The following is a 20,495-nucleotide window of genomic DNA, read 5'->3' as shown; positions in this document are numbered from 1 at the left end:
CCCTGCCGCCCGAACCGTCCTGACCTGCGCCCGGAGCGGGCAGAGCGTGCACCTCACGTCCCCCGCCCGAGCACCCGCGTCGCCCCCGCCCGAGCGGGCAGACCTCCGCCGGCCCTGAGAACGGAGCTCCGACACATGACCACCTTCCATGTCGCGGTCGACCACCCGGACCCCGACACCCACGACATCACCACCACCTATCTGGGCACCGTCGACCAGGCCCACATCGACCGCGTACGCGCCATCGCCGCCCTTCCGGGCTCCGCGCGCCACGTCAAGGAACACCCCCGGCACGAGGGCGCCTTCATGGTCCTGCGCGACGACGGCGACCTGGACGTCTACGAGCCCACCGGCCCGGCCGGGCGCCTCGCACCCGAACCCGACCCGCTGCCGGAGACCCCCGACGAAACCGGCGACCGGCACGAAGGGTTCCTGAGCAGCGACAGCCGCGCCCTGGGCGATGCGCCGCACAGCGCCTCAGGCCCGGCTTACATCGATGGCGCGACCCGGCTCGGCGCGCAGCGCATCGGGGGAGCGATGGACACCCCGCTCGAGCCGCCGCGGGCCGTGTGGCACACCACCGAGTCCCCGGCCGGCGGCGACTACTTCACGTCCGTGGCGGCCTACCTGATCCGTGCCGGGGTGGAACCGCAGGTGATCTACTGCCCTGTCACCGACCGGCTGGGCCAGTTCGGGCCCCTGAACCTGTCGTCGAGGGCGCTGAAGAACGACGGCACGCGCCGCACGAACCGCACCGGCAAGGTCTGCATCCAGGTCGAGGTGCTGGGACGTGCCAGCGCTCCGTGGACGAAGGGTTTCGACCCGAAGGCCAAGCCGAACTTCCAGAGGCTGCTCTCCGCGATACGCGCGCACGGCATCCCGGACGTGTGGCCCGTCGGGGCCCCGCCGGCCACCGCGGCCGCCGCGACGGAGCGTCCCAGAACCACCTGGGAGAACAAGGGCGGCCACTACGGACACTCCCAGATCCCCGGCCAGGACCACTGGGACCCGGGGGCGCTGGACACCGAGATCGTACCGGGCAAGCCCCACTCCACCGGCGGGGCAACCACTCCCGACACCGGTTCCGGTACCTACACCGTGAAGGCGGGCGACACCCTGACGTCCATCGCGGCCGCGCACCGAACCACCGTGGCTGCTCTGCTGTCCCTCAACGGCATCAAGGACGCCGACGAAATCTCCGTGGGGCAGAGACTGCTTCTGCCGACGGCGGGCCCGGCAAAGCCGCCCGCACCGCGGTACGAGCCGTTTCCCGGAACGGCGTTCTTCCATGTCGGCCGCCGCAGCCCCCTCGTCACCGCCCTCGGAAGGCGCCTGGTGGAACTCGGCTTCGGCAAGCACTACACCTCTGGTCCCGGCCCTGAATGGACGGAGGCGGACAGGCTCAACATCGCCGACTTCCAGCGCTCCCGGCCCGAACTGGCCGGCGACGCGGACGGGATCCCGGGCCCGAGGACCTGGGCCGCGCTGAAGATCCCGAAGGTCTGAAGCGTGCTCGGCCCGAGGCGCCGACAGCCGAGGCCGAAGGGTGCAGTGACGCGGTCACGGCGACCGCGACACTGTACTGTCCGACCCGGATGACCGGCGACGGCCGGTCCGTTCATGAACGACACCGGCAACTTCGCCAGGAAGCAATAGCCGACGGAACCTCCACCAGCGACCCTGCTCCAACCTCAGCCGGAAACAGACATCACCTCACGAACCGCCCACTAAGGCCCTTCCTCGGGCATTGGAGCCCTTACGGACCGACCTCTTGAGCGCCCGCTCCACCAACGACCGGCCCGCCGAACTACGGCATGCAGGGACTCGGCTTATTGGCTTCAAGTTTCTGCAAAGACAGCCCGCGGGAACGCGCCCTCCAACTGGCACGACCTGCACGATCAGTCAGGTGACACCCCGTCAGAACGGGCGTCACGAGCGTCATTTCATTTCAGCGTCAAGATATCGCCCGTAACGCCCGCAACGCGCATCATGCACACGCACGAAACCGCAGGTCAGGAGCCCTTCGCGGCGGGTTCGAGGATGGCAACGCACTCCACGTGATGCGTCATCGGAAACATGTCGGACTGAGCATGCCTCGGAAAAGCCCAGGTCAGAGCACATTTTTTGGCTCGCGGTACCGCGTGCTGGCACCCAGAGCGTCAAACGAGCGTCATGACCAATAGTCCGTCCTTCCTCTTCGGGGCGGAACAGGCTTCCACGACCAGCTCCCTGCACGAGCCCGCTCCGCTCACTCCGGGCACCGGCTCGGACAGCACACCCCGCACCACTTCTCCGGCCGTCATAGTGGAGCCATGCCCTCCAGCCCACAACACCCGGCACCCATGCCGAAGAGCCTCTCGGGAGCGGATGCCGAGGACCTCGCGCTGTACAGCGCATGGGCCTGTACTGCCCCGCTACCTCAACCAGGACCTGCTCCTCCGGGGCCGGCATCACCCACACTTCCGAACGGATCACGGCTCTGGGGCAAGCACTGGCCTCGGCGCAGTCCACGTACAGGCCGGCCCTGAACCTCGTGGCCGCCCGCCGCGAGGAAACCACCCGGCTGGAACAGGCCGTCGTCCGCGCCCTAGACGCCGCGGAACTCTCCGCCCGCGCCGAGCAGTAGGACTGCCCCTCCTGCCACCCCCGCGCTGGAGGAAAAGTTCCAGCAGGACGAGCGGACGATGAAGATCGGCAGCCTCAACTCCTGTCCCACCCGTGGACCCGCGACGTCATCGTGACGACGCGCGGCGGCCACTTCGCCCGCAAGCTCCTGGAGCACGAACACGCCAAGCTGTTCACCCGCCCGCCGATACGCGCGGGCTTTCCGGCGTGTCCGGCACCGGCAGGTGTGGTTCGTCGACGCCCTCTACCGCGATCACGCCGAGGTCGAGGACCGAGTGAAAGCGATCAAGCGGGTCCGCCCGACTGCTGCCCGCGAAGTCCTCGGATCTCAATGTGGCCTGGGTACTGGCCACGATCGCCGCCGACCTCGACGCCTGGACCCGGCTACTCCTCCTGCACGACAAGCCCGAACTCGCTGCCGCCGAGCCGGAGACCATCCGCATGAAGCTGTACCACCTTCCCGCCCGGCTCACCGCCCACGCCCGCAGGCGCACCCTGCACCTGGACCGCACCTGGCCCTGGACCCGACGCTCCCAGCGTCACGCGACGGCCCACCTCGACACGGCACGGGACATACCGGGCAACCAGCCGCTCACGACGTCGCCGTCAGCCCTTGGAAGAATCGAGGTCAATGGGTCGCTGGCCGGTGCCTGACTGCAGGTAGACGGTGAGCCGGTACTACAGTGCCACGCGCTTGGCGATCAGTGAGAACCAGCGGACGCCACAAAAAGGCTAAGGATGGCGCTCAAAGCGTGCCCGCATTAGCGGCCACCGCAACGCGCCACGCGCCCCTACTTCTTGACATCCAGGAATCGCTGGAGCAAACGTTGCGCCGACTCGTGATGATAATTTTCCGCTATCAGCATCGGCGTTTCTCCATCAGCTGCCGGCAATTCAGGGTCCGCCCCGTAGGCCAGCAAAATAGCGGTCGCAGCGGTGTTTAGCGGATAGCCGGATTGCAGGTGCCCATCACCTTCCACGTCAATGGCGTGAGTAAGTAGCGTGTGCCCGAAGCACATCTCATTCGGGTCGGCCCCGGCGTCCAAAAATATGGCCAAAGCTTCATAATTGCTTCCCTCGACAGCCTTATGCGCAGGCGACCATTCGTCACCATCGCTAACTACTGGCTCAGTCGGCGACTCACTCATACCAAACTCCGTCACTCAGACGTAGAGAACTCGACGCCAGTGAAACACGCCACAGGGCATCAAATGCTATCATGTGTGCAATATATTGACTTGAACTCGCCGCGTCGAACCCGGCTTCGAGGCGCACAGACCCTTGACTTAAATGCCCGATCCATAGTTAATGCGGATGTTTGGAAATTCTTGCGCGAATTGCCCGATGATGTGCGAGCATGAGAAGCAGGCTGATTGAGTTGAGAACAGGGTAAGGCTCCCGCTAACATTCGACGGTGCGCCCAGCCTGTTGGCAATATGTGTGAGCATCTTGTACTCGGTGTCGTTGTCCCGCGGGTTGTTGCCAGTAGACGTCGGAACATAACGAGCAGGGTTCCCAGGACTCCCCGCATCGGAAACCCATCCCTTTCGCCCTCCCGGACTCCTATCCTGGCCGCTGAACGCTTTCAGTAGCTCCGGCTCGCCATCTCTCAGACGCAGAACGCCACCTAAACCCGCTTTCTTCCTGCTGAGTTCATTGGCAGCAATGGCACCTTCTATCAGTTTTCTGGCGGTCGCTCTGTCCGCTGAAACCCGCGCCCGAATAGCAAGTAACTCTTGCGCAGCGTGGCCGAAGACGCGCCCGCCTCCACTGCTCCCGCACCCCTCTCTGACGCCGCTAAGTCCAAGTGGATCCACCCATCCAGTCGGGTTCGAGACGTAGGTGGAGGGGTTGGGGGCCGGGGTGAGTCCGAATGGGTCCGCGCTGGTGTAGCGTGCGGTTTCGGGGTCATAGTAGCGGTATAAATTGTAATGAAATCCCGTTTCTGGGTCGACGTATTGCCCAGGAAAGCGGAGGGGAGTGCTGGCCGCAGAATGCAAAGAACGGGAGGATGCACCCCAGACAGTGGAGCGTTTTCCCCAGGCAATGTGGCCTCCGTCGTCAACCAGTTCGGTTGGGGTGCCTACTAGGTCAGTGATGATGACGTAGAAGCGCTTGTCCGCCTCGTGCCGGGGGGGCTCAGTACGGCTTATACGTTCGGTCTGGGCGAGCGGGTATACCCCGTCGTGGTCCCAGGTAAGGGTGGTCTGGGTCGGAAAGAGCTGAGAAGAAGTGAAGGTCTGTTCGGCGAGGGTGGTGCCGTCCCAAGTGAAGTCCGTTTGCTCCCGGACAGTTCCGTCATCGGCGAGGCGCTGTTTTGCGATGCGGCGGCCGAAGGGATCGTAAAGGTACTGCCAGACCGTGCCGTCTGGGGTGATTACCGACGTGAGTCGGTCGTCAGCGTCCCACTCGTAGCGCCAGGTGTCGGGTTTCCGGGACAGGCGGGTCTTCTGGCGAAGGGCGAGGCGGCCTTGGGCATCATGTTCGTAGCGGATGGAGCCGGCGCGGGTGATGCGAGTTCCGGTGTACGTCCGGATGCCGACGGCATCCGACACGGGATGCGTCGACGGCCACTGGGCCCTTGTCTGATTGCCAGCCTCGTCGTAGGCGTACCGCTCCGTCCAGTCGCGGGCGTGGACCGCGGTCACCCTGCCAGTGATGTCGAGGTCGAAGGTGCGTGGGCCGTTGAGGTGATCTTCGATGGCGGTGAGGTAGCCGTCAGCGCGGTAGGCGTACGCGCGGTGCTGGAGAGTGCGAGCGTCGCGGCCAGTAACGGTCTGCGTGGTCACTCGGCCAGCGGGGTCCCGCGTGTGTGTCAGGGTGAGGGTCTCGCCGAGGCTGCGTGTGACCTCGCGGCCCGTGACGTCGTGCTCGAAACTGAAGGTGCGATCTGCTGTGGTGAGTGCGGTGGGGTGGCCTGCTGCGTCATAGGTCCAGGTGCTAGTGGCGCCAACGGGCGTGGTACGGCTGGTGCGGTTGCCCACGGAGTCGTACGTGAAGCTGATGGTTCGCCCATTGCAGGTCTCGGATGCCACACGGCCCAGTCGGTCTCGCCGATACGTGATGGTCGCGTCAGGGCCGGTGGCTTCCAGCAGGCGGCCTGCGGGGTCGTAGGCGTACATCGTGACGGCGCCGTGGGCGTTCTTGGTAAGTACCTGGCCGAGTACGTCATACGTGTAGGTGACGGTCTGACCGAGTGCGTTGGTGCGGGCGGTGAGTTGGCCGACTGCGTCATAGGAGTAGGTCAGCGTCCGGGCATCGAAGTCGGTTTCCGAGGTGAGACAGCCTGCTGGGTCGTACTCGTACGCCCAGGCCAGCCCTTGCGGGCTGGTGACCTTGCGTAGTTGCAGCTCGGTGTCGTGCTCAAACTCGTATCGCTCGCCGTCGGGGCCGGTGCGGGCGGTGAGCAGGTCGAAGTGGGTGTACTCAAAGTGGGTAGTGCCGCCGATTGCGTCGGTGTGGCTGGTGCAGTTGCCTTCGCCATCGTAGGTCCAGAATTCTTCGGCCCCGTCCGGATCAATCCGGCGCTCCAGCTTGCCTTCGACTGTCCACGACAGACGTGTCGTGGCACCCAAGGGGTCGGTGATCGTGACGATTTGACCGAAGGCGTCACGCTCGTATCGGGTAACCGCTCCCAGCGGGTCGGTGACCGCGATGGGCAGGCCGGCGATATTGCACTCGACGTGGGTCGTGTTGCCCAAGGCGTCAGTGGCGGATGCGAGGTTGCCTCGGTTGTCGTAGGTGTAGCGGGTGGTCTCCCCCGCTGCATCGGTGACCGACGTGAGGTTGCCGCTCTCGTCGAAATCCCGGCGGATTTGCGTTCCATCCGGTTCGGTCACCGTTACAGGCACGCCCTGGTCGTTGTAGGCCACGCTGACCGAGCGGCCGTCGGGGTGCACGATCCTCAGCGGGCGGCCTGCCTGGTCGTAGGAGTAGGCGACGGTGCGGCCGAGGGGGTCCGCGATGGTGAGGGCCCGGTGGACCGGGTCGTAGGTGGTGTGGGTAGCAGCGCCGTCCGGGCGGATCTCGGTGACCACCTGCAGCTTGTCGTTGACCAGGTACCGGCTGGTGTGTCCGAACGAGTTGGTCGCCGTGGTGACCTTGAGACCCGTCGCCGAGTCGGTGTCGCCGTAGGTGTAGGTGTTCCGCAGGTGTCCGGCTTCGCCGGTCTGGAAGGTGCAGCGGTCCTCGTCGTCGTACACGTAGCGGTACGACGAGCCGTTGGTGTCCGTCCAAGCGGTGATCCGACCCACTCCGTCGTTGGTCAATCGGGTCGGGACGCCGCAGGAGTTCGTCACCGAGGACAGGTGGCCGTGTTCGTCGTAGCCGAAGCGGAGCAGTTCCTGGTCTCCGCCGTCCTCGGCTGTGTCCGCCAGGTGGAGGGCGCTGATGCGTTCGCTCTCGGTGGTGATCTTCAGGTGGTAGCCGGCCGAGTGCCGGATCGCGGTGGGGGCGCCGTTCGTGTCATAGGCGAACGTCAGCCGCTGGGTGCCTGCGCGGTCGGTGACGTGCGCTAGGAGCGCGATGCCGTGACCATCACCGCCAGGGGCCGCGAAATCCCATCTTTGGCCCGTGACAGGATCGGTGACGGTGTAATCGCCGTCGGCGTCGACCGCCAGCGGGTACGGGTCACCCTCGGCGGGCAGCGAGGCGGCTTCCGGAGTCGGGTGGGGATAGGAGAGCATCGACCCGTCCTCGCGTACGAAGATGACGCCCTCGGTGTCGATCTCGAGCCGCTGGTCTGCCGTCGAGGTCCATGTAGGGCCGAACCAGCGCCCCGCCCGGTAGGACGACTCGAAGTGGCGGGAGAACATCAGGGGGAGTCGAGCCGGCAGCGTCAGATCCGTCTGCGGAAGGGTCATCCGCCCGGTGGCCACGTCGACCGGGTCGCCGCAGAACAACTTGCTCTCGTGTTTCCTGGCCACATCGCCGAGCGCGGACCTGACGCCCCGTCGGGCCAACCCCGTAGCGGCGCCGCGCGCTGCCCCACGTGCTGCCTGCAGGGCTGGGGTCCGGGCAGTTGTGCCACCGCCCCGGCCGAGCGCAGCCGCCGCACTCGAACGGGGCGCGGGTATCGCGGCGCGTATGGCCTGCGCACACCGCATCTCCGCTTCGGCCGCGAGCCGGGCCACCTGACGGGCCACCTTGGCCGCCGTCTGCCGCTCCCGTTCGGCCTGGGCGGCATAGGCGCCGACCCGTGCGGCGGCTGCGCGGACCTCGGGGCGTTGGTACTGGGTGTACCTGAGCGCGAACGACTCATCGAGGTCACGCCAGTTGCCGGTGTACCAGAACCCCGGGGCGAGCGTGCAGAACTGCTGTAACGCGGCCTTGTACTGGGCGTCCGCCTGCAGGCCCCGGCTCAGCGCGGCGCGGGACTCGATCTTGGCCTGCTCAAGGGTCTGTGCGTACGCAATGAGCGCCCTGCCGCAGCTTTCGTGAGCTGGCCCCAGAGCGTCTGCCTGCTGTGGGAGTTGGGCAAGCCGTTGCTGGAACAGCGGCGCGAAGTCGCCCTGCATGCGTAGGTCCGCGCTGTTGGCGGCGACCTGCCCGAGGCGGCTGGCGTGCTGCTCGGCGTACTGCGCCTCGCGCAACAGCCGTGCCGCCAGGGTCTGGATCTGGGCGGGGTCGCCCGGGACCGGGTCCTGTGCCAGGTCCAGAACGCTCCAGTCCTCCATCGCTCAGGCGCCCCGTCGGTCAGCTGCCCGCGCCGCCCGCCAGTCGTGTGTCGAGTTCCTGGTGGCCGCTGACGACGTTGTTGAGGAAGCCCGCCATCCCCTCCAAGCCCTGGATCATGTTCTGGGCGCCGGTCGTCCACTGCTGGTACGACTCCTGGAATCTGGGCGACGCCATCTGGGTGCGGAACTCGCCGGCCACCAGCTGGTCGACCATGCTCTTGAGGGACTGCAGCTTCTCGCTCATCTCGGTCTGGCCGCTGATCAGCCGCGACGCCGCCTGCTGCACGCCGTCGTAGCCGACACTGACATCCGCCATCGGTTTCTCCTCACATTTCCATGGTTTGGTCGGCGAGGACCTGGTCGAGGTCGAGCGTTCCTTCCACCAGGCCCGCGAAGAGTCCCGCGGCCGTATCCACCGACGCGATGAGGCTGGTTCGGGCTGTGGTTACGGCATTGAGGAATTCGGCGAGAGCCTGTGCGGCCGGCCCGCCGGTCATCGTGCTGACGGCATCGGCCATGGGGTGCGGCGTCGAGAGTTGGAGGTCGGAGCGCATGCGGGTCAACTCCCGCGCGACTAAGTCCGCTTCCTGTGGATCGCAGGTGAACTTTTGAGCCATCGGCTCGGATCTCCCCCGTGAGACCTCAACTGCGCGTCAGTAGTGGCTAATCTGCTGTCAGGTTAGCGTACGGGGCGCCGACCGGTAAGCGATCCGACAGGAGCGCGGTGGTGACGGGGACGAACTCCTCCCAGATGGGACCGAGACTGGTCGCAGGGCGCTACCGGCTGACGGAGGTGCTCGGGCGGGGCGGCATGGGCGTCGTCTGGCAGGCCGCGGACGAACTGATCGGCCGCACCGTCGCGGTCAAGGAGCTCCGCATACCGCATGGGCTGTCCGAGAGAGAGCGCGCAGCGTTCGGCGAGCGGGCGTTGCGCGAAGCCCGCACCGCTGGGCGCATCCGCCATCCCGGAGTGATCGCCATCCATGACCTGATTCCGGACACGGCGCAGGACTCCGTGGTCTACGTGGTGATGGAGTTCGTGGAGGCGCCCTCGCTGGCAGCGGTTCTGGAGCAGGACGGCGCCCTGCCCGAGCGGCGCGTGGCACGTCTGGGAGTCCGATTACTGGAGGCGCTGGACGCCGCACACGCCATCGGCCTGATACACCGGGACGTCAAGCCCAGCAACATCCTGGTCCTGGCCGACGACGAGGTGAAGCTGGTCGACTTCGGCATCGCCCACGCCGTCGACGACACCCGCCTCACCCGCACCGGCGTCGCCGGCTCCATCGGATACATCGCCCCGGAGCTCTTCGAGGGCGAGTCCCCCACTCCCGCGGCCGACCTGTGGTCCGTCGGCGTCACGCTGCACCACGCGGCCACCGGCCGCAGCCCCTTCGAGCGCGGGTCCACCGCGGCTACCATCCGAGCGGTCCTCCACGAGGACCCACCGCCGCTGGACCGTCATCCTTCGCTGTCCCCTGTGATCGAGGGCCTGCTCGTCCGGGACCCGGCCCGACGCCTGGGCGGCGGGGAAGCGGCCGAGGGTCTTCGCTCTGCCGTCACCTCAGCCCGGAACCCGGCCCCCGAACCAGTGAGACAGGCCCCCCGGCCCGACGAAGCCACCGGCCGACCCGCCACATGGCAGAACCGCCCCACCGGCGTGCACCCCCGCCTCACCAGCGCCCGGAGACCGAGAGCCAGAGCGGACACGACGGGCCAGGCATCCGCCACGGGCAGAGACACGGCCACCGGATCACCGAGGCAGCCCGGGCTGGCGGACCGTTCCGCTGCCGCCCTGCGTCACCAGGGGGAACAGCGGAACAACGGTGGCAGCGGACCGGCCACATGGGCAGACCAGCCCACCACTGTCCGGAATACGGCGCCACCGAGACCAACGGCGCGATCGCGGGCGGCTGGATGGTCGGACGACGAGACGGATGGGGGCACCGAACGCTACGCGATCTCTCCGTCGCAAGCCGTGCGGCAGTTCAGGCGTTCTTCCCTCGTCGTCCTGGCCGGACTGAGCTGGTGGACCGGCTGGAGACTCTGCAACGACGTGTTGCAGCTTCCGTTCTTCCTCGTCGTCGTGGTGGCCGGTTGCCTGTTCTTCGTGACGCAGCTGACCGTGGTCGGCAGTTCAGGGTTAGACAGCTTCGTCCTCGATAGCCAAGGCATCACCCTGCTCTGGAGGAAGGAACCCTGGTGGCGGCTCCTTTCGCCGCCGAACGGCAAGGCCCTGGTGCCGTGGAACCTCATCGACGAAGTCGTCCTGCTCCCTCGGTCCCCTGCCGAGACCACCAGCCGGGACAGCCGGACCGCCATCGCGCTGCATGTCTCCCTGAGCAAACGACGCCCCGTACTCGGCGTCGATCGCACGGATGACGGGCGCGGCTTCATCTGGAGCTTGGGGGAAGCGGATCACCCAGCTGCCGAGCTGAACGTATCGATCCGCGCCGCCGCACCTCCACAGGCCACCGTCCGATGTCCGTCTGAGCCGAACGCCAAGGATCTGTTGCATCACCGTCCTCGTCGTCTCGGGCCGGTACTGGCGTCCCTCTCGCTTGCCGGGATTCTCGCGGCCACGTATGTCTTCCACCATGAGGGAGGGCCGGTTCAGCTCGAGAAGGCCGGATGGGACGGTGAAGTGGAGTTCAGTCCCGACGGGGCGACACTGGCAAGCAGCAGTACCGACCACACCGTCAAGCTGTGGGACGTCGGTACCCGCAAGAACACCGGTGTCCTTTCCGGACACATGGGCGCCATCTCGGCAATGCGGTTCACTCCGGACGGGAGCCTGCTGGCCGCTGCCGCCGACGACATCGACGAGCACACCATCAGTCTATGGGATGTGTCCACGCACACCGAGCGCAGGACCCTGACCGTGGGCGAAGACACCTCGGTGGTGTCGCTGGCCTTCAGCCCCGACAACCACACCCTTGCCAGCGTGGACGAGGACGGCACCATCCTGGTGTGGGACGTCCGATCGGGCCGGAAGACCGCCACGATACGCGAGAACACGTCCGACGCCTTCCCGGTCGAATTCAGTGTGACCAGCCTGTTTCTCGGCGGTTTCGACAGCGGGAACCGGCCACACCGGTGGGATGTCGTAACTGGCCGCCCTGTGTCCGTAGCCGCCCGCGACGGGAACTGGGCCACCATCTCAGGCTCCACCGTCTCCATACGGGACGGTTCCGGATCGTCCAGACTCCTGCTGATCGGCCACGAAGGCAAGATCACCGACATGGACTGGTCGGGGGGCACTGCGAAACTCCTGGCCACCGGCAGCACGGACGGCACGATCCGCATCTGGCGCACCGATACCGGCAAGATGGCGCGGAAACTGACCCTGGACCGGGACAGCGGCTCCACGGCCGATGCTGTCGCCCTCAGCCCCATCGGAAGGACTCTCGTCTACGGGAGTGGCACGGCCCTGTGGATATGGGAGACGGGGGTCAAGCCGTAGGTCGCCCCAACTCGCGACGTTTCCATAGGGGTTCACCGCAGACGACTCCTGGTTAACCTGTTGTCATGCTGGCGTGCGGGGCGCCGGCCGGTGAGCGATTCCGACAGGAGCGCGACGTTGGCGGGGACGGACTCCCAGGCGGCACGGCGGCTGGTGCACCGGGATGGCAAACCCAGCAACATCCTGGTCGTACCTTCTGACGACGAGGTGAAGCTGGGAGGCGGAGCATGATTCTCCGGTTGACCGTTCAGGACGCTGACACGGGCACCCGCCAGGACGTCGAAGTGGCCGCCGGTCTCAACAGCAGTACGGCCTCGCTGCTCGCGGCATTACCGGTGGCCGTGGGCGACAGGCGGTGTTTCGTCGGATCGGTCCCGCTGGATCCCGAGGCCGGCCTGGCCGACAGCCCATTGATGCCAGGTGCGGTGATCAGCGTGGGGGCGCCGGGGCCGGCTTACCGCTTCCCCTCGGGGGACGGGGTCGGCGTGCTTCGGGTGACCGTCGGCCCGGACGCCGGGCTGACGGTGGCGCTCGGCCCCGGAACCCACACCGTGGCGAGGAACTCGACGGCAGCGGTGTGTCTGCGGGATTCGGACGTCTCCCGCCGCGATCACGTCCGACTGGAGGTCTCGCCGGACGGCCGGGTCTTCGTCGTGGACCGGGGCTCGACCAATGGGACGTACATCAACGGCCGCAGGGTAACCGGCCGGATCGCGCTCGCTCCGGGCAGGACCCTCCAGGTGGGCGCCGACGAGTTGCAGTGGACGGCCCGGCCGACGGGAACCCCGCAGACCACGCGCAGTGCGGACGGACGCCTGGACTTCGACCGGGCGTTCAGCCCGGCCCCGGCGGTCCCCCGTACGGAGGTGACGTTGCCGGTGCAGCAGACCGTGACGAGCAATGCGGGACTCACGGTGCTGGCGGTGGGTGTGATCGGCGCCTTGGCCCTGGCCATCGTGACGCACCAGCCGAGGATGATGTTCTTCGCCTTACTGGGCCTCGTGGGCTACCTGATCACGGACAACAATCAGGACAAGCAGCAACAACAGCGCGAGGCCGGCTACGGGGCGGCGAAGACCACCGTCCAGGAGAAGATCGACGCCCACGTCACGGAAGAGCTGCGCGTACGTCGACTCCTGGCCCCCGATCCGGCCAAGATCACCAGCATGGCCATGGGCGCCGGGCCGGACCTGTGGTCCCGGAGAGCGGACTCGCCGCATGGACTGGTGCTGCGCGTGGGAACCGCCGATCTGCCGGCGTCAGTGGAACTGCGGGGCGAACCGTGGGAGGGCTTCGAGCCCCCGTTGCTGCGCAAGGCGCCGGTCACACTGGACCTGCGATCCACAGGCGTGCTGGGGGTGGTCGGTTCCCGCCGGCACGTGCAGGCGCTGACGGATTGGCTGGTGTTGCAGCTGGCCGCCCTGCGCGGGCCAGCCGATCTGCGCATCGTGGTGATCGCAGCGGAGGGGCACGATGGACTGGCCTGGACCCGGTGGCTGCCGCACGTGGACGCCGGGCCGGCGGCCGATGTTGCGTGCGTCATCGGCAACACCGGCACGACGCGCGCCGCGCGCGTGAAGGAACTGCGGCAGCTCGTCGGCGCGCGCCGCGAGCAGCGCACCCGTGACTCACGCGCATGGTTCGGTGACGAGATCGTGGTCGTCCTGGACGGAGCCCTCGCCCTGCGCGAACTGCCCGGCCTGGACGAGGTGCTGCGAGACGGGCCGTCGGTCGGTGTCTATCTCGTGTGCGCCGATCGGCGCGGCATGAACGAATGCCGCGGCCTGTGCGAGATGACCGGCACCACGCTCCGGCTCACCCGCACGCCCGAAGAGCACCCCATCACCGTGACGCCTCACACCCTCGACGAAGCCGCCGCCGAGCCGCTCGCCCGGGCGCTGGCCCCGATGAGGGACCGGCTCACGCTCGGCTCAGCGAGCAACGCCATACCCGGCTACGTACGCTTCCTGGATCTGCTCGGCATCGGAAGACCCACCGCCGACGACGTCATAGCCCTGTGGGGGCACGGGCAAGGACCGCGTACCCGGGTGGTGCTCGGCGCGGACGCCGCAGGCCCGGTGGCCGTGGATCTGGCCGCTCAGGGACCGCACACCATGCTCGGCGGCGCCACCGGAGCGGGAAAGAGCATTCTGCTGCAGACCCTGGTGACCTCGTTACTGCTGGCCAACCGGCCCGACGAACTCAACCTGGTGCTCGTGGACTTCAAAGGAGGCAGCGCCTTCCTGCCCTTCCAGCACTGCCCCCATGTGGTCGCCCTGATCCGCTCCACCGGAGAAACCCCCGCCGACGTCTTCGACGCCGCCGCCGCGACCCGGGTGCTGGCCTCCGTACGCGCCGAGGTCAGCCGCCGCGAGTCCCTGCTCGCCCGGTACGACGGAGAGATCGACCGGTACTGGAAGAAGCGCCGCACCGACGCCTCTCTGCCGCCGCTTCCGCGCCTGGTGATGGTCTTCGACGAGTTCGCCCGCGTCCTGGAGACGTCACCGGACCTCCTCAAGGAACTGGTCAACGTCGCCGCCAAGGGCCGCTCGCTGGGCATGCACCTGGTTCTGGCCACCCAGTCCCTGCAAGGGAAGTTGTCTCCGGAGCTGAAGAACAACATCTCACTGCGCGTCAGCCTGCGGCAGAACGAGGCCGCCGACAGCACCGAGGTTCTCGGTGTGCCCGACGCCGCTGCCATCCCCGGCTCGCTGCGCGGACGCGGCCTGATCCTGTGCACCACCAACGAGGCGCGCATCTCTCAGGTGTTCCAGTCCGGGTACCTGGGCTCGCCGCCGCCCTCCGGAGCGGCGCAGCCCGTCACCGTCCGCACCCTGCGGTGGCCCCAGTTCGGAACGCCACGCCCGGCCGAACATCTGACCCTCGTGGAGGCGCCCACCGACCAGGAGCTGGCAGTGACCTCCATCGAGGAAGCAGCACGCCGCCGGGGGCTCGTCGCCCCCTTCCGGCCCCTGCTGCCGCCCCTACCCCTGACGTTGACGCCAGAGGAACTCGCCGCCCGCCAGACCACCGCCCCGCCCGCCACAGCCGTGCCCTTCGGCCTGGCAGACGAGCCCGCGGAGCAGGCCCAGCCCGCCCAGTACCTCGACCTGGCCGGTACGGACCGGCTCATGGTCGCGGGCGGTCCCCAGTCGGGCCGCACCACCTTCGCCCGGACGCTCATCACCGGCCTCGTCACCCGGTTCCGGCCCGATCAGGCTCATCTCTACGTCATCGAACACCACCCTGCCGGTCTGGCGGACTTCGCCGAACTGCCCCACTGCGGCGGCGTCTTCTCCCCTGCCGAACCCGACCGCATCCGGCGCCTGGTCGCCTGGCTGGACGAAGAAGTCCAGCGCCGGTCCACGAGTGACCCCTCCCAGGGCTCAGACAGGCCCCACGTTGTCGTCGTCATCGACGGCTGGGAGCACTTCGAGGACCACGGCGCCCACACCTTCACCGAGACCTCACTGCTGACCACGCTACGCGGCATCATCGCGGCCGGCGCTCCGCTCGGGATGCACATCGTGCCGCTCGGTGGTCACGACATGCTCAACCACAAGCTTCCCACCTACTACACCCGCCGCCTGCTGCTCCCCTTCCCCAAGGAGGAGACCCGTCGAGCCCACCTGACCTCTCGCATGACCAGCCCGCCCGCCCTGCCCGGACGGGCGATCGACGCCGCGAGCGGCCGCCACGTACAGATCTGCCGATCGGACGCGCTCCCCGCCGATCTGCCATCCCGCTTCACCGACCTCGACCCCGCCCGTCTGCCCCGGAAATTCCCGGCGCTGCCCACCCGGATCACCCTGGACGAGCTGCCCCTGCACGAGCCGTCGGCCTCACCGACCTGGATCCCCCTCGGCATCGGCGGATCCGACCACAGCACGGTGGGCATCGACCTCATCGAGGGAGCCCACATGCTGCTCCTCTCAGGGCCGCCCGGCTCCGGCCGCACCACCGCGACGGCTGCACTCGCCCACTCGCTATGCCGAGCCGGCATCGGCGTGCTCGCCGTCGCCCCGCCCCGCTCCCCGCTGCCCGGCCTGCTTCCCGACAACCCGGGCGTACGCATCCTCACCGGCATCTCCCACAAGGACGCCGACCTCCGAGAGGCCGCCCAGGTCTTCGGTGACGACCCCTATGCCCTGATCCTCGACGACGCGGACCACATCACGGTGCTCCCCACCCAGCAAGGGTTCGCCGACGCGCCCACTCTGCTGGACGACATCGCCCGCCTCTCCGCACGCGGCCGCCAAGCCCTCGTCCTCAGCGCCGACGCCACCCCCGTGCTCACCGGCTTCCCCAACCCACTCACCCGCCTGATCAACACCATCCTGGCGACGGGCCACCGGCTCCTGCTGACCCCGGCCGGCCGCCCCGCTGCCGTGGCGCACAGCATGACCCTGGAACCGGACCAGTACTTCGCCGCGCCACCTGGCCGGGGGTATCTCTCCTCAGGCCGGGCACCGATCCTGCTCCACCTGGCCACGGCCCCCGAACACCTACTCTGACCACGACAGCGCCTGTCGGGCAGCACCCGCAGCCGCTGCCCGACAGGGTGCAAGCGTCTGCGCGCTCAGGGCCGCTCTCCGTGCCCGACCTGCGGCCTCGGCAGCCGCCGTGGGTCGCGAACCGGGTGCGCGGCATCCTGCCACCGCTGCACGAGGCGGCCGGACGCGGCGTCCGCGTGACCGTGTTCATCCACGACGACACGGACCAGCTCCATGCTCGCCCGGACAGCCAGAGCCTCATCGCGGACCTCCGGACCGTCGTCCCCGTCAACGTCATGCACCAGAAGATCGCGGTGATCGACGAGCGGACGGTGATGATCGGCAGCCTCAACTCCCTGTCCCAGTCGTGGACCGAGACGTCATGGTGACGATGCGCGGGAGCCACTTCGCCCGCAAGCTCCTGGAGCATGAGCACGCCGAGCTTTTCACCCGCCCGCCAAAGTGCGCCCGCTGTGGCGGCACGAGCATCGAGCTGCGCCGCCGCACGAACGGCGTCTGGTTCTGGCGCTGCTACGACACGGTCTGCGAGAAAGGAACGGCCGGAGCAATGCCTGGAACCAGGACATCAGGGTGGGTGGGGGCAGGAGTTGAGGGATCGAGCAGCGCTCGCGCCAGCTCAGGATTTCGTGGACTCACTGGCGGTCCCGGCACGTCATGTGGCAGGCTCCCTCGTGCCAGCAACGGGGTCTCGCTCGTAGCCAGACCACCAGCTGCGCTTCGGCCAAGGAGTCTGCGGACGTACCCGGACCACCGGCTTGTCTCTCACCTCATCTTTCGCGCAGTAGGCACTTGCCTGCGGCGGCATTCCCTATACATGCCCGCACTCGATGCCCGCGCACCACTCGGAGGCCCAGATACATGCCCGCACTCGATGCCCGCGCACCACTCGGAGGCCCAGCCATGCCGGCACATCCCGCACCGTCGCATCTCTTCTTCTTGACCCAGCCCAAGGGCGACGGCGCCGTTCTCTTCAGCATGCGGGGGACGCCCCGTGGACCGGAGCTCTCGAAGATCGGAACCTTCGACAACCGTGACGCACCCCAACTGCTCGCTGCCGCGCTCAACGCAGCTCTCCAAGGCGGAGCGAGCGCGCTTTCGAAGGTTTACCAGTGCTCAGCTTCCCTGTCGGGCCCCCTCAGGAAGAGGATCACCGACCTCGCAGGGGAGATCGAGGAGACCTACCGTGATGCTCCACGATCCCAGGCGGCTCGCAAGACCGCGCGGGCAGTCACGGAGAACCTGGAGCGGCCCTATGTGGCCCTGTTCTCCCTCTTCAGCACCACCGCTTGTGGAAACTGCCCGGACTGTGTCTGTGCTGCGGACGAGGACTGCGCGAAGTGCTCCGTCTGCGGCCCCGATGGCCGTGGCTGCGAGAACTGCGGCACGGTCGGGGTGACGCCCAGGACCTCTTTCGTCCTCCACCACGTTCTGCGAGACCTCGCGGACAGGACGTATTTCACCGTCCGATCCAACTTCTGGGAGCACAGCGTTCCGGACAGTGTGGAAACCCAGACGGACTGGTTCCTTCTCCACTGCGCCCGCGCTTACGACGACCTCGCGGCGGATCTGCTCGTCGGTCAGGTCCCGGAACCGCGCTGCCTGGCCGAGAGCGTGGCACTCGGCTACGCCCTGTCCACCATCGGTGGGCTCCGTACCGAATCGATCCGTGTGGACGAGTCGTACTGGACCCTTCCCGCCTCCCGGTTCGACGACGACTGGGAGTTCCTCGCTGATGGGGTTGGGGTGTTCGACGTGGGCGACAGGGCGCGTACGTTCCTGACGTCGGACGTGATCGAGGAAGATCTGTGGGACGAATGGTTCAAGCCCTACCCAGGCATCAAGCCTCGGGACAAGACCCGTGGATTCCGCAGCTGACATTCACCCCGACTCAGCTATTGCCAGGACAGCGTCCAGCCTGCTCGGCTGGAGAGCGAAGTGTTGCATTGGGCTGAGGCGATACGCAGACCGGATTGATCCACTGTTTTGCGCCGCTGGCCACTCCGCCGGATCCCTCAGCCAGCCGTGAGGCCCTGCGCGAACTCCTTCAGAGCGATCTCTACCCCCACCTCTGGCCGTTCGACAGCAAGGGGGCGCTGGACACCGTCCGAAGAGGAGGTCGCACAGCGCCCCTGATCAGGCAAGCGCCTCCGCCCTGTCCATGAAGGGATAGGGCGGAGGATCATTCATGCGGCGATGGTGAGCGGAACGTCCAGGCGCTCCCAGGCACCAAGAACGGCCTTGTGCGCGTCCGGTTGAAGGTGCGCGTAGCGCTGGGTGGTCTGAAAGCTCTCGTGCCCAAGGAGGTGCTGGACCTCGTAGAGCGACACCCCCTTCTGGACCAGCCACGAGGCGCAGGTGTGGCGCATGGAGTGCGGCGGGTAGTGCGGGACGAGGTGCTGCTCGCCGTCGGTGTCGAAGTAGTAGGCGCCTTCGACGGTGGGCCACCAGGTCTGCCGACGCCAGTTGCTGTCGGCAAGGAGGCGGCCGGCACGGCCCTTGGTGATGGTGGTGAACACCACGGCGTCCCGGTCGAGCCGGTGGATGTGGCGGTCGAGGGCTTCCAGGACGTGAGGCGGGAGCGGGACCTCTCTACGGCTCTTGGAGCTCTTGGGGTACTCCTTGATGCCGCTCTTGCTGTTGACCTCCACCACGAACAGTCGCGAGCGGCGCTGGTCGATGCGGTGGCGGTGCAGGCCGGAGAGTTCTCCCCAGCGCAGTCCGGTGTAGAAGCCGAGCAGGCACATCGTCCGCCACGCGGCGGGGAGTTCGTCCAGGATGCTCTGCGCCTGGTCGAGCGTGAACCACCGCGGCGGCTTGACCGCGATCTGGGGCAAGTCGATGTTGCGGCACGGGGTCACCGCCAGGACATCGTCGTCGACGGCCGCGCGCATCGTAGAGGACGTCAGGTTGTAGGCGCGCTTGATCGCAGCGGCCCCCGCCCCCTTCTCGACCAGGGTCCGGATCCAGCTCTGGACGTCCATGCGAGTTATGGCCCGCATCTCCCAGTCCGCCCAGTAGGGCATGACGTGGTGCTTGATGTTGGAGGCGTCGCCGCGAAGCGTGTGGGGCTCAACGATTCGGGCATTCCACCACCGATCGTGCCACTCGCGGAACGACATTTCACCGGCCCGCGGGTCGCGCATGCCTCCGCGGGCGAACTGAGTCTCCATCTCGATGCCCCAGGCGCGCGCCTGCGCCTTGAGGGGGAACGACTCGCTGAACCGGTCTCCTGCCCGGTTGCGTACGGTCGCCTGCCACTTGCCGGACTTCAACTTACGGAGGTACGAGGCTCTACTCCTTGATCAACGGGGGCGGGGCCGGGGTGGGCCAGGGTCAGCGGCGGACCGCCGGCGGTACGACGGCGCGGCGGCTGATGAACTCGTCGAGGCCGGCCGCGGGGACCCGTACACGTGACCGGCCTGATCCGGTACGGAGGTCGACGACAGGCAGGTCGCCGGCAGCAATGAAGCGGTAGACGGTGCGGCGGTCGACGTCCAAGGCGGCGGCGACGGTCGGGATGGACAGCAGGCGTGCAGGCATGGAGGAGAACCTTGAGGTGGGGATGGACTGGGGATTCGGCGTGTCAGCAACCGGGGTATCGGCGGGCCGACCGGGAGATCTGCAGCTCGGCACAGACCTCATCGACCGTCAGCTTTTGCCCAAGCCGAACGGCTACCGCCATGACGCCGCTCCGCGATTACGGGTAGACGCGGAGTCAGCAAGCAAAACGGATGGGCCCGCCAGGCCAGGGTGAAAAAGGGCAGGGGGTATCGCGGATCGGCACATCAGGTGAAGTTCCTTGAGAGGGAGCGCACTTGCGACAGAACGGGATCAGCAACGCCAGAGCGTCCACGCAAACTCGACGTGGGTATCGCTGCTTTGACCAAACCGGCGCTGCAAAATCAGGGATGCCGCAGGCGGGGGCCGCTCATTACCTCCTTGCGTCTTGCGGCACTACCGACTGCATCCCGCAGCAGCTCCACCGCCAAGCACAGCCGCTGCGAACACCCTCAATGGTCATCACGATCGCCGGTTTGGCTAACCGGCGATCGTCGGCTATGTTGCGCCCCGCATAGGCAGGGGAGCGGAGGAACCCCCACGGACGTTCCTAACGACCAAGCTCAGTGGACGTTAAGTCCGATCTTCCCCGGTTCGTGATCGCTCGATCGTGGGACTGATACTCGTCCGGGGCGACTGCTCGTCATGCCCATGCTGGGA

Annotated in this window: 13 protein-coding genes; 6 read left to right on the top strand and 7 right to left on the bottom strand. The window is 67.4% G+C overall.

The window, feature by feature from the left end; all coding sequences use genetic code 11:
- Positions 1-135: 135 nt before the first annotated feature.
- A complete protein-coding gene (locus ACIBAF_RS29030) occupies positions 136-1,506 on the top strand; it encodes a peptidoglycan-binding protein (protein ID WP_399466912.1) in 1,371 nt (456 codons plus the stop codon).
- A 1,292-nt stretch (positions 1,507-2,798) separates the two neighbouring features.
- On the opposite strand, the gene ACIBAF_RS29025 is transcribed toward ACIBAF_RS29030, so the two are convergent.
- Positions 2,799-2,957: a hypothetical protein gene (locus tag ACIBAF_RS29025; RefSeq protein ID WP_399466910.1), complete on the bottom strand. Its 159-nt coding sequence runs from the start codon at positions 2,955-2,957 to the stop codon at positions 2,799-2,801.
- 1 nt (position 2,958) lies between these two features.
- On the opposite strand from ACIBAF_RS29025, the gene ACIBAF_RS29020 reads away from it, so the two are divergent.
- A complete protein-coding gene (locus ACIBAF_RS29020; protein WP_399466908.1) occupies positions 2,959-3,279 on the top strand; it encodes a hypothetical protein in 321 nt (106 codons plus the stop codon).
- Positions 3,280-3,416: 137 nt separating this feature from the next.
- Here the strand turns inward: ACIBAF_RS29020 and ACIBAF_RS29015 are convergent, their stop codons facing one another.
- From ACIBAF_RS29015 to ACIBAF_RS29000, 4 genes are all read right to left on the bottom strand, one after another.
- A complete protein-coding gene (locus ACIBAF_RS29015; protein WP_399466907.1) occupies positions 3,417-3,773 on the bottom strand; it encodes an ankyrin repeat domain-containing protein in 357 nt (118 codons plus the stop codon).
- A gap of 138 nt (positions 3,774-3,911) precedes the next feature.
- Entirely contained in the window at positions 3,912-8,300 is a 4,389-nt protein-coding gene (locus tag ACIBAF_RS29010; protein ID WP_399466905.1) for a DUF6531 domain-containing protein, read from the bottom strand.
- Positions 8,301-8,319: 19 nt separating this feature from the next.
- The gene (locus ACIBAF_RS29005) at positions 8,320-8,616 is read right to left on the bottom strand and encodes a WXG100 family type VII secretion target (RefSeq protein WP_383009129.1); all 297 of its coding nucleotides are present in this window, start codon (positions 8,614-8,616) and stop codon (positions 8,320-8,322) included.
- Between the two features lie 10 nt (positions 8,617-8,626).
- Positions 8,627-8,917: a hypothetical protein gene (locus ACIBAF_RS29000; protein ID WP_399466903.1), complete on the bottom strand. Its 291-nt coding sequence runs from the start codon at positions 8,915-8,917 to the stop codon at positions 8,627-8,629.
- A 110-nt stretch (positions 8,918-9,027) separates the two neighbouring features.
- On the opposite strand from ACIBAF_RS29000, the gene ACIBAF_RS28995 reads away from it, so the two are divergent.
- The 4 genes from ACIBAF_RS28995 to ACIBAF_RS28980 all read left to right on the top strand — a co-directional run bounded on the left by ACIBAF_RS28995 (position 9,028) and on the right by ACIBAF_RS28980 (position 18,152).
- Entirely contained in the window at positions 9,028-11,763 is a 2,736-nt protein-coding gene (locus tag ACIBAF_RS28995) for a protein kinase (RefSeq protein WP_399466901.1), read from the top strand.
- A gap of 239 nt (positions 11,764-12,002) precedes the next feature.
- Positions 12,003-16,277 (top strand): FtsK/SpoIIIE domain-containing protein, encoded by a 4,275-nt coding sequence (locus tag ACIBAF_RS28990; protein WP_399466899.1) that lies wholly within the window; start codon positions 12,003-12,005, stop codon positions 16,275-16,277.
- A gap of 80 nt (positions 16,278-16,357) precedes the next feature.
- Positions 16,358-16,645, top strand: coding sequence for a phospholipase D-like domain-containing protein (locus ACIBAF_RS28985; protein ID WP_399466898.1), 288 nt, complete (start codon positions 16,358-16,360; stop codon positions 16,643-16,645).
- Positions 16,646-17,213: 568 nt separating this feature from the next.
- Positions 17,214-18,152 carry a hypothetical protein gene (locus tag ACIBAF_RS28980; protein WP_399466897.1) on the top strand — a complete coding sequence of 313 codons (939 nt, stop codon included), beginning with the start codon at positions 17,214-17,216 and terminating at the stop codon, positions 18,150-18,152.
- A 308-nt stretch (positions 18,153-18,460) separates the two neighbouring features.
- Here the strand turns inward: ACIBAF_RS28980 and ACIBAF_RS28975 are convergent, their stop codons facing one another.
- Entirely contained in the window at positions 18,461-19,549 is a 1,089-nt protein-coding gene (locus ACIBAF_RS28975; protein ID WP_399466896.1) for a tyrosine-type recombinase/integrase, read from the bottom strand.
- Positions 19,550-19,610: 61 nt separating this feature from the next.
- Complete coding sequence (locus ACIBAF_RS28970; RefSeq protein WP_399466894.1) at positions 19,611-19,817, bottom strand: helix-turn-helix domain-containing protein; 207 nt, start codon at positions 19,815-19,817, stop codon at positions 19,611-19,613.
- Positions 19,818-20,495 lie beyond the last annotated feature (678 nt).

Origin of the sequence: Streptomyces sp. NPDC051677 (assembly GCF_044453465.1) — a bacterium.
Lineage (GTDB): Bacteria > Actinomycetota > Actinomycetes > Streptomycetales > Streptomycetaceae > Streptomyces.
The sequence above is the reverse complement of the archived record's forward strand: the minus strand, read 5'-3'. Positions and strand labels throughout refer to the sequence as shown.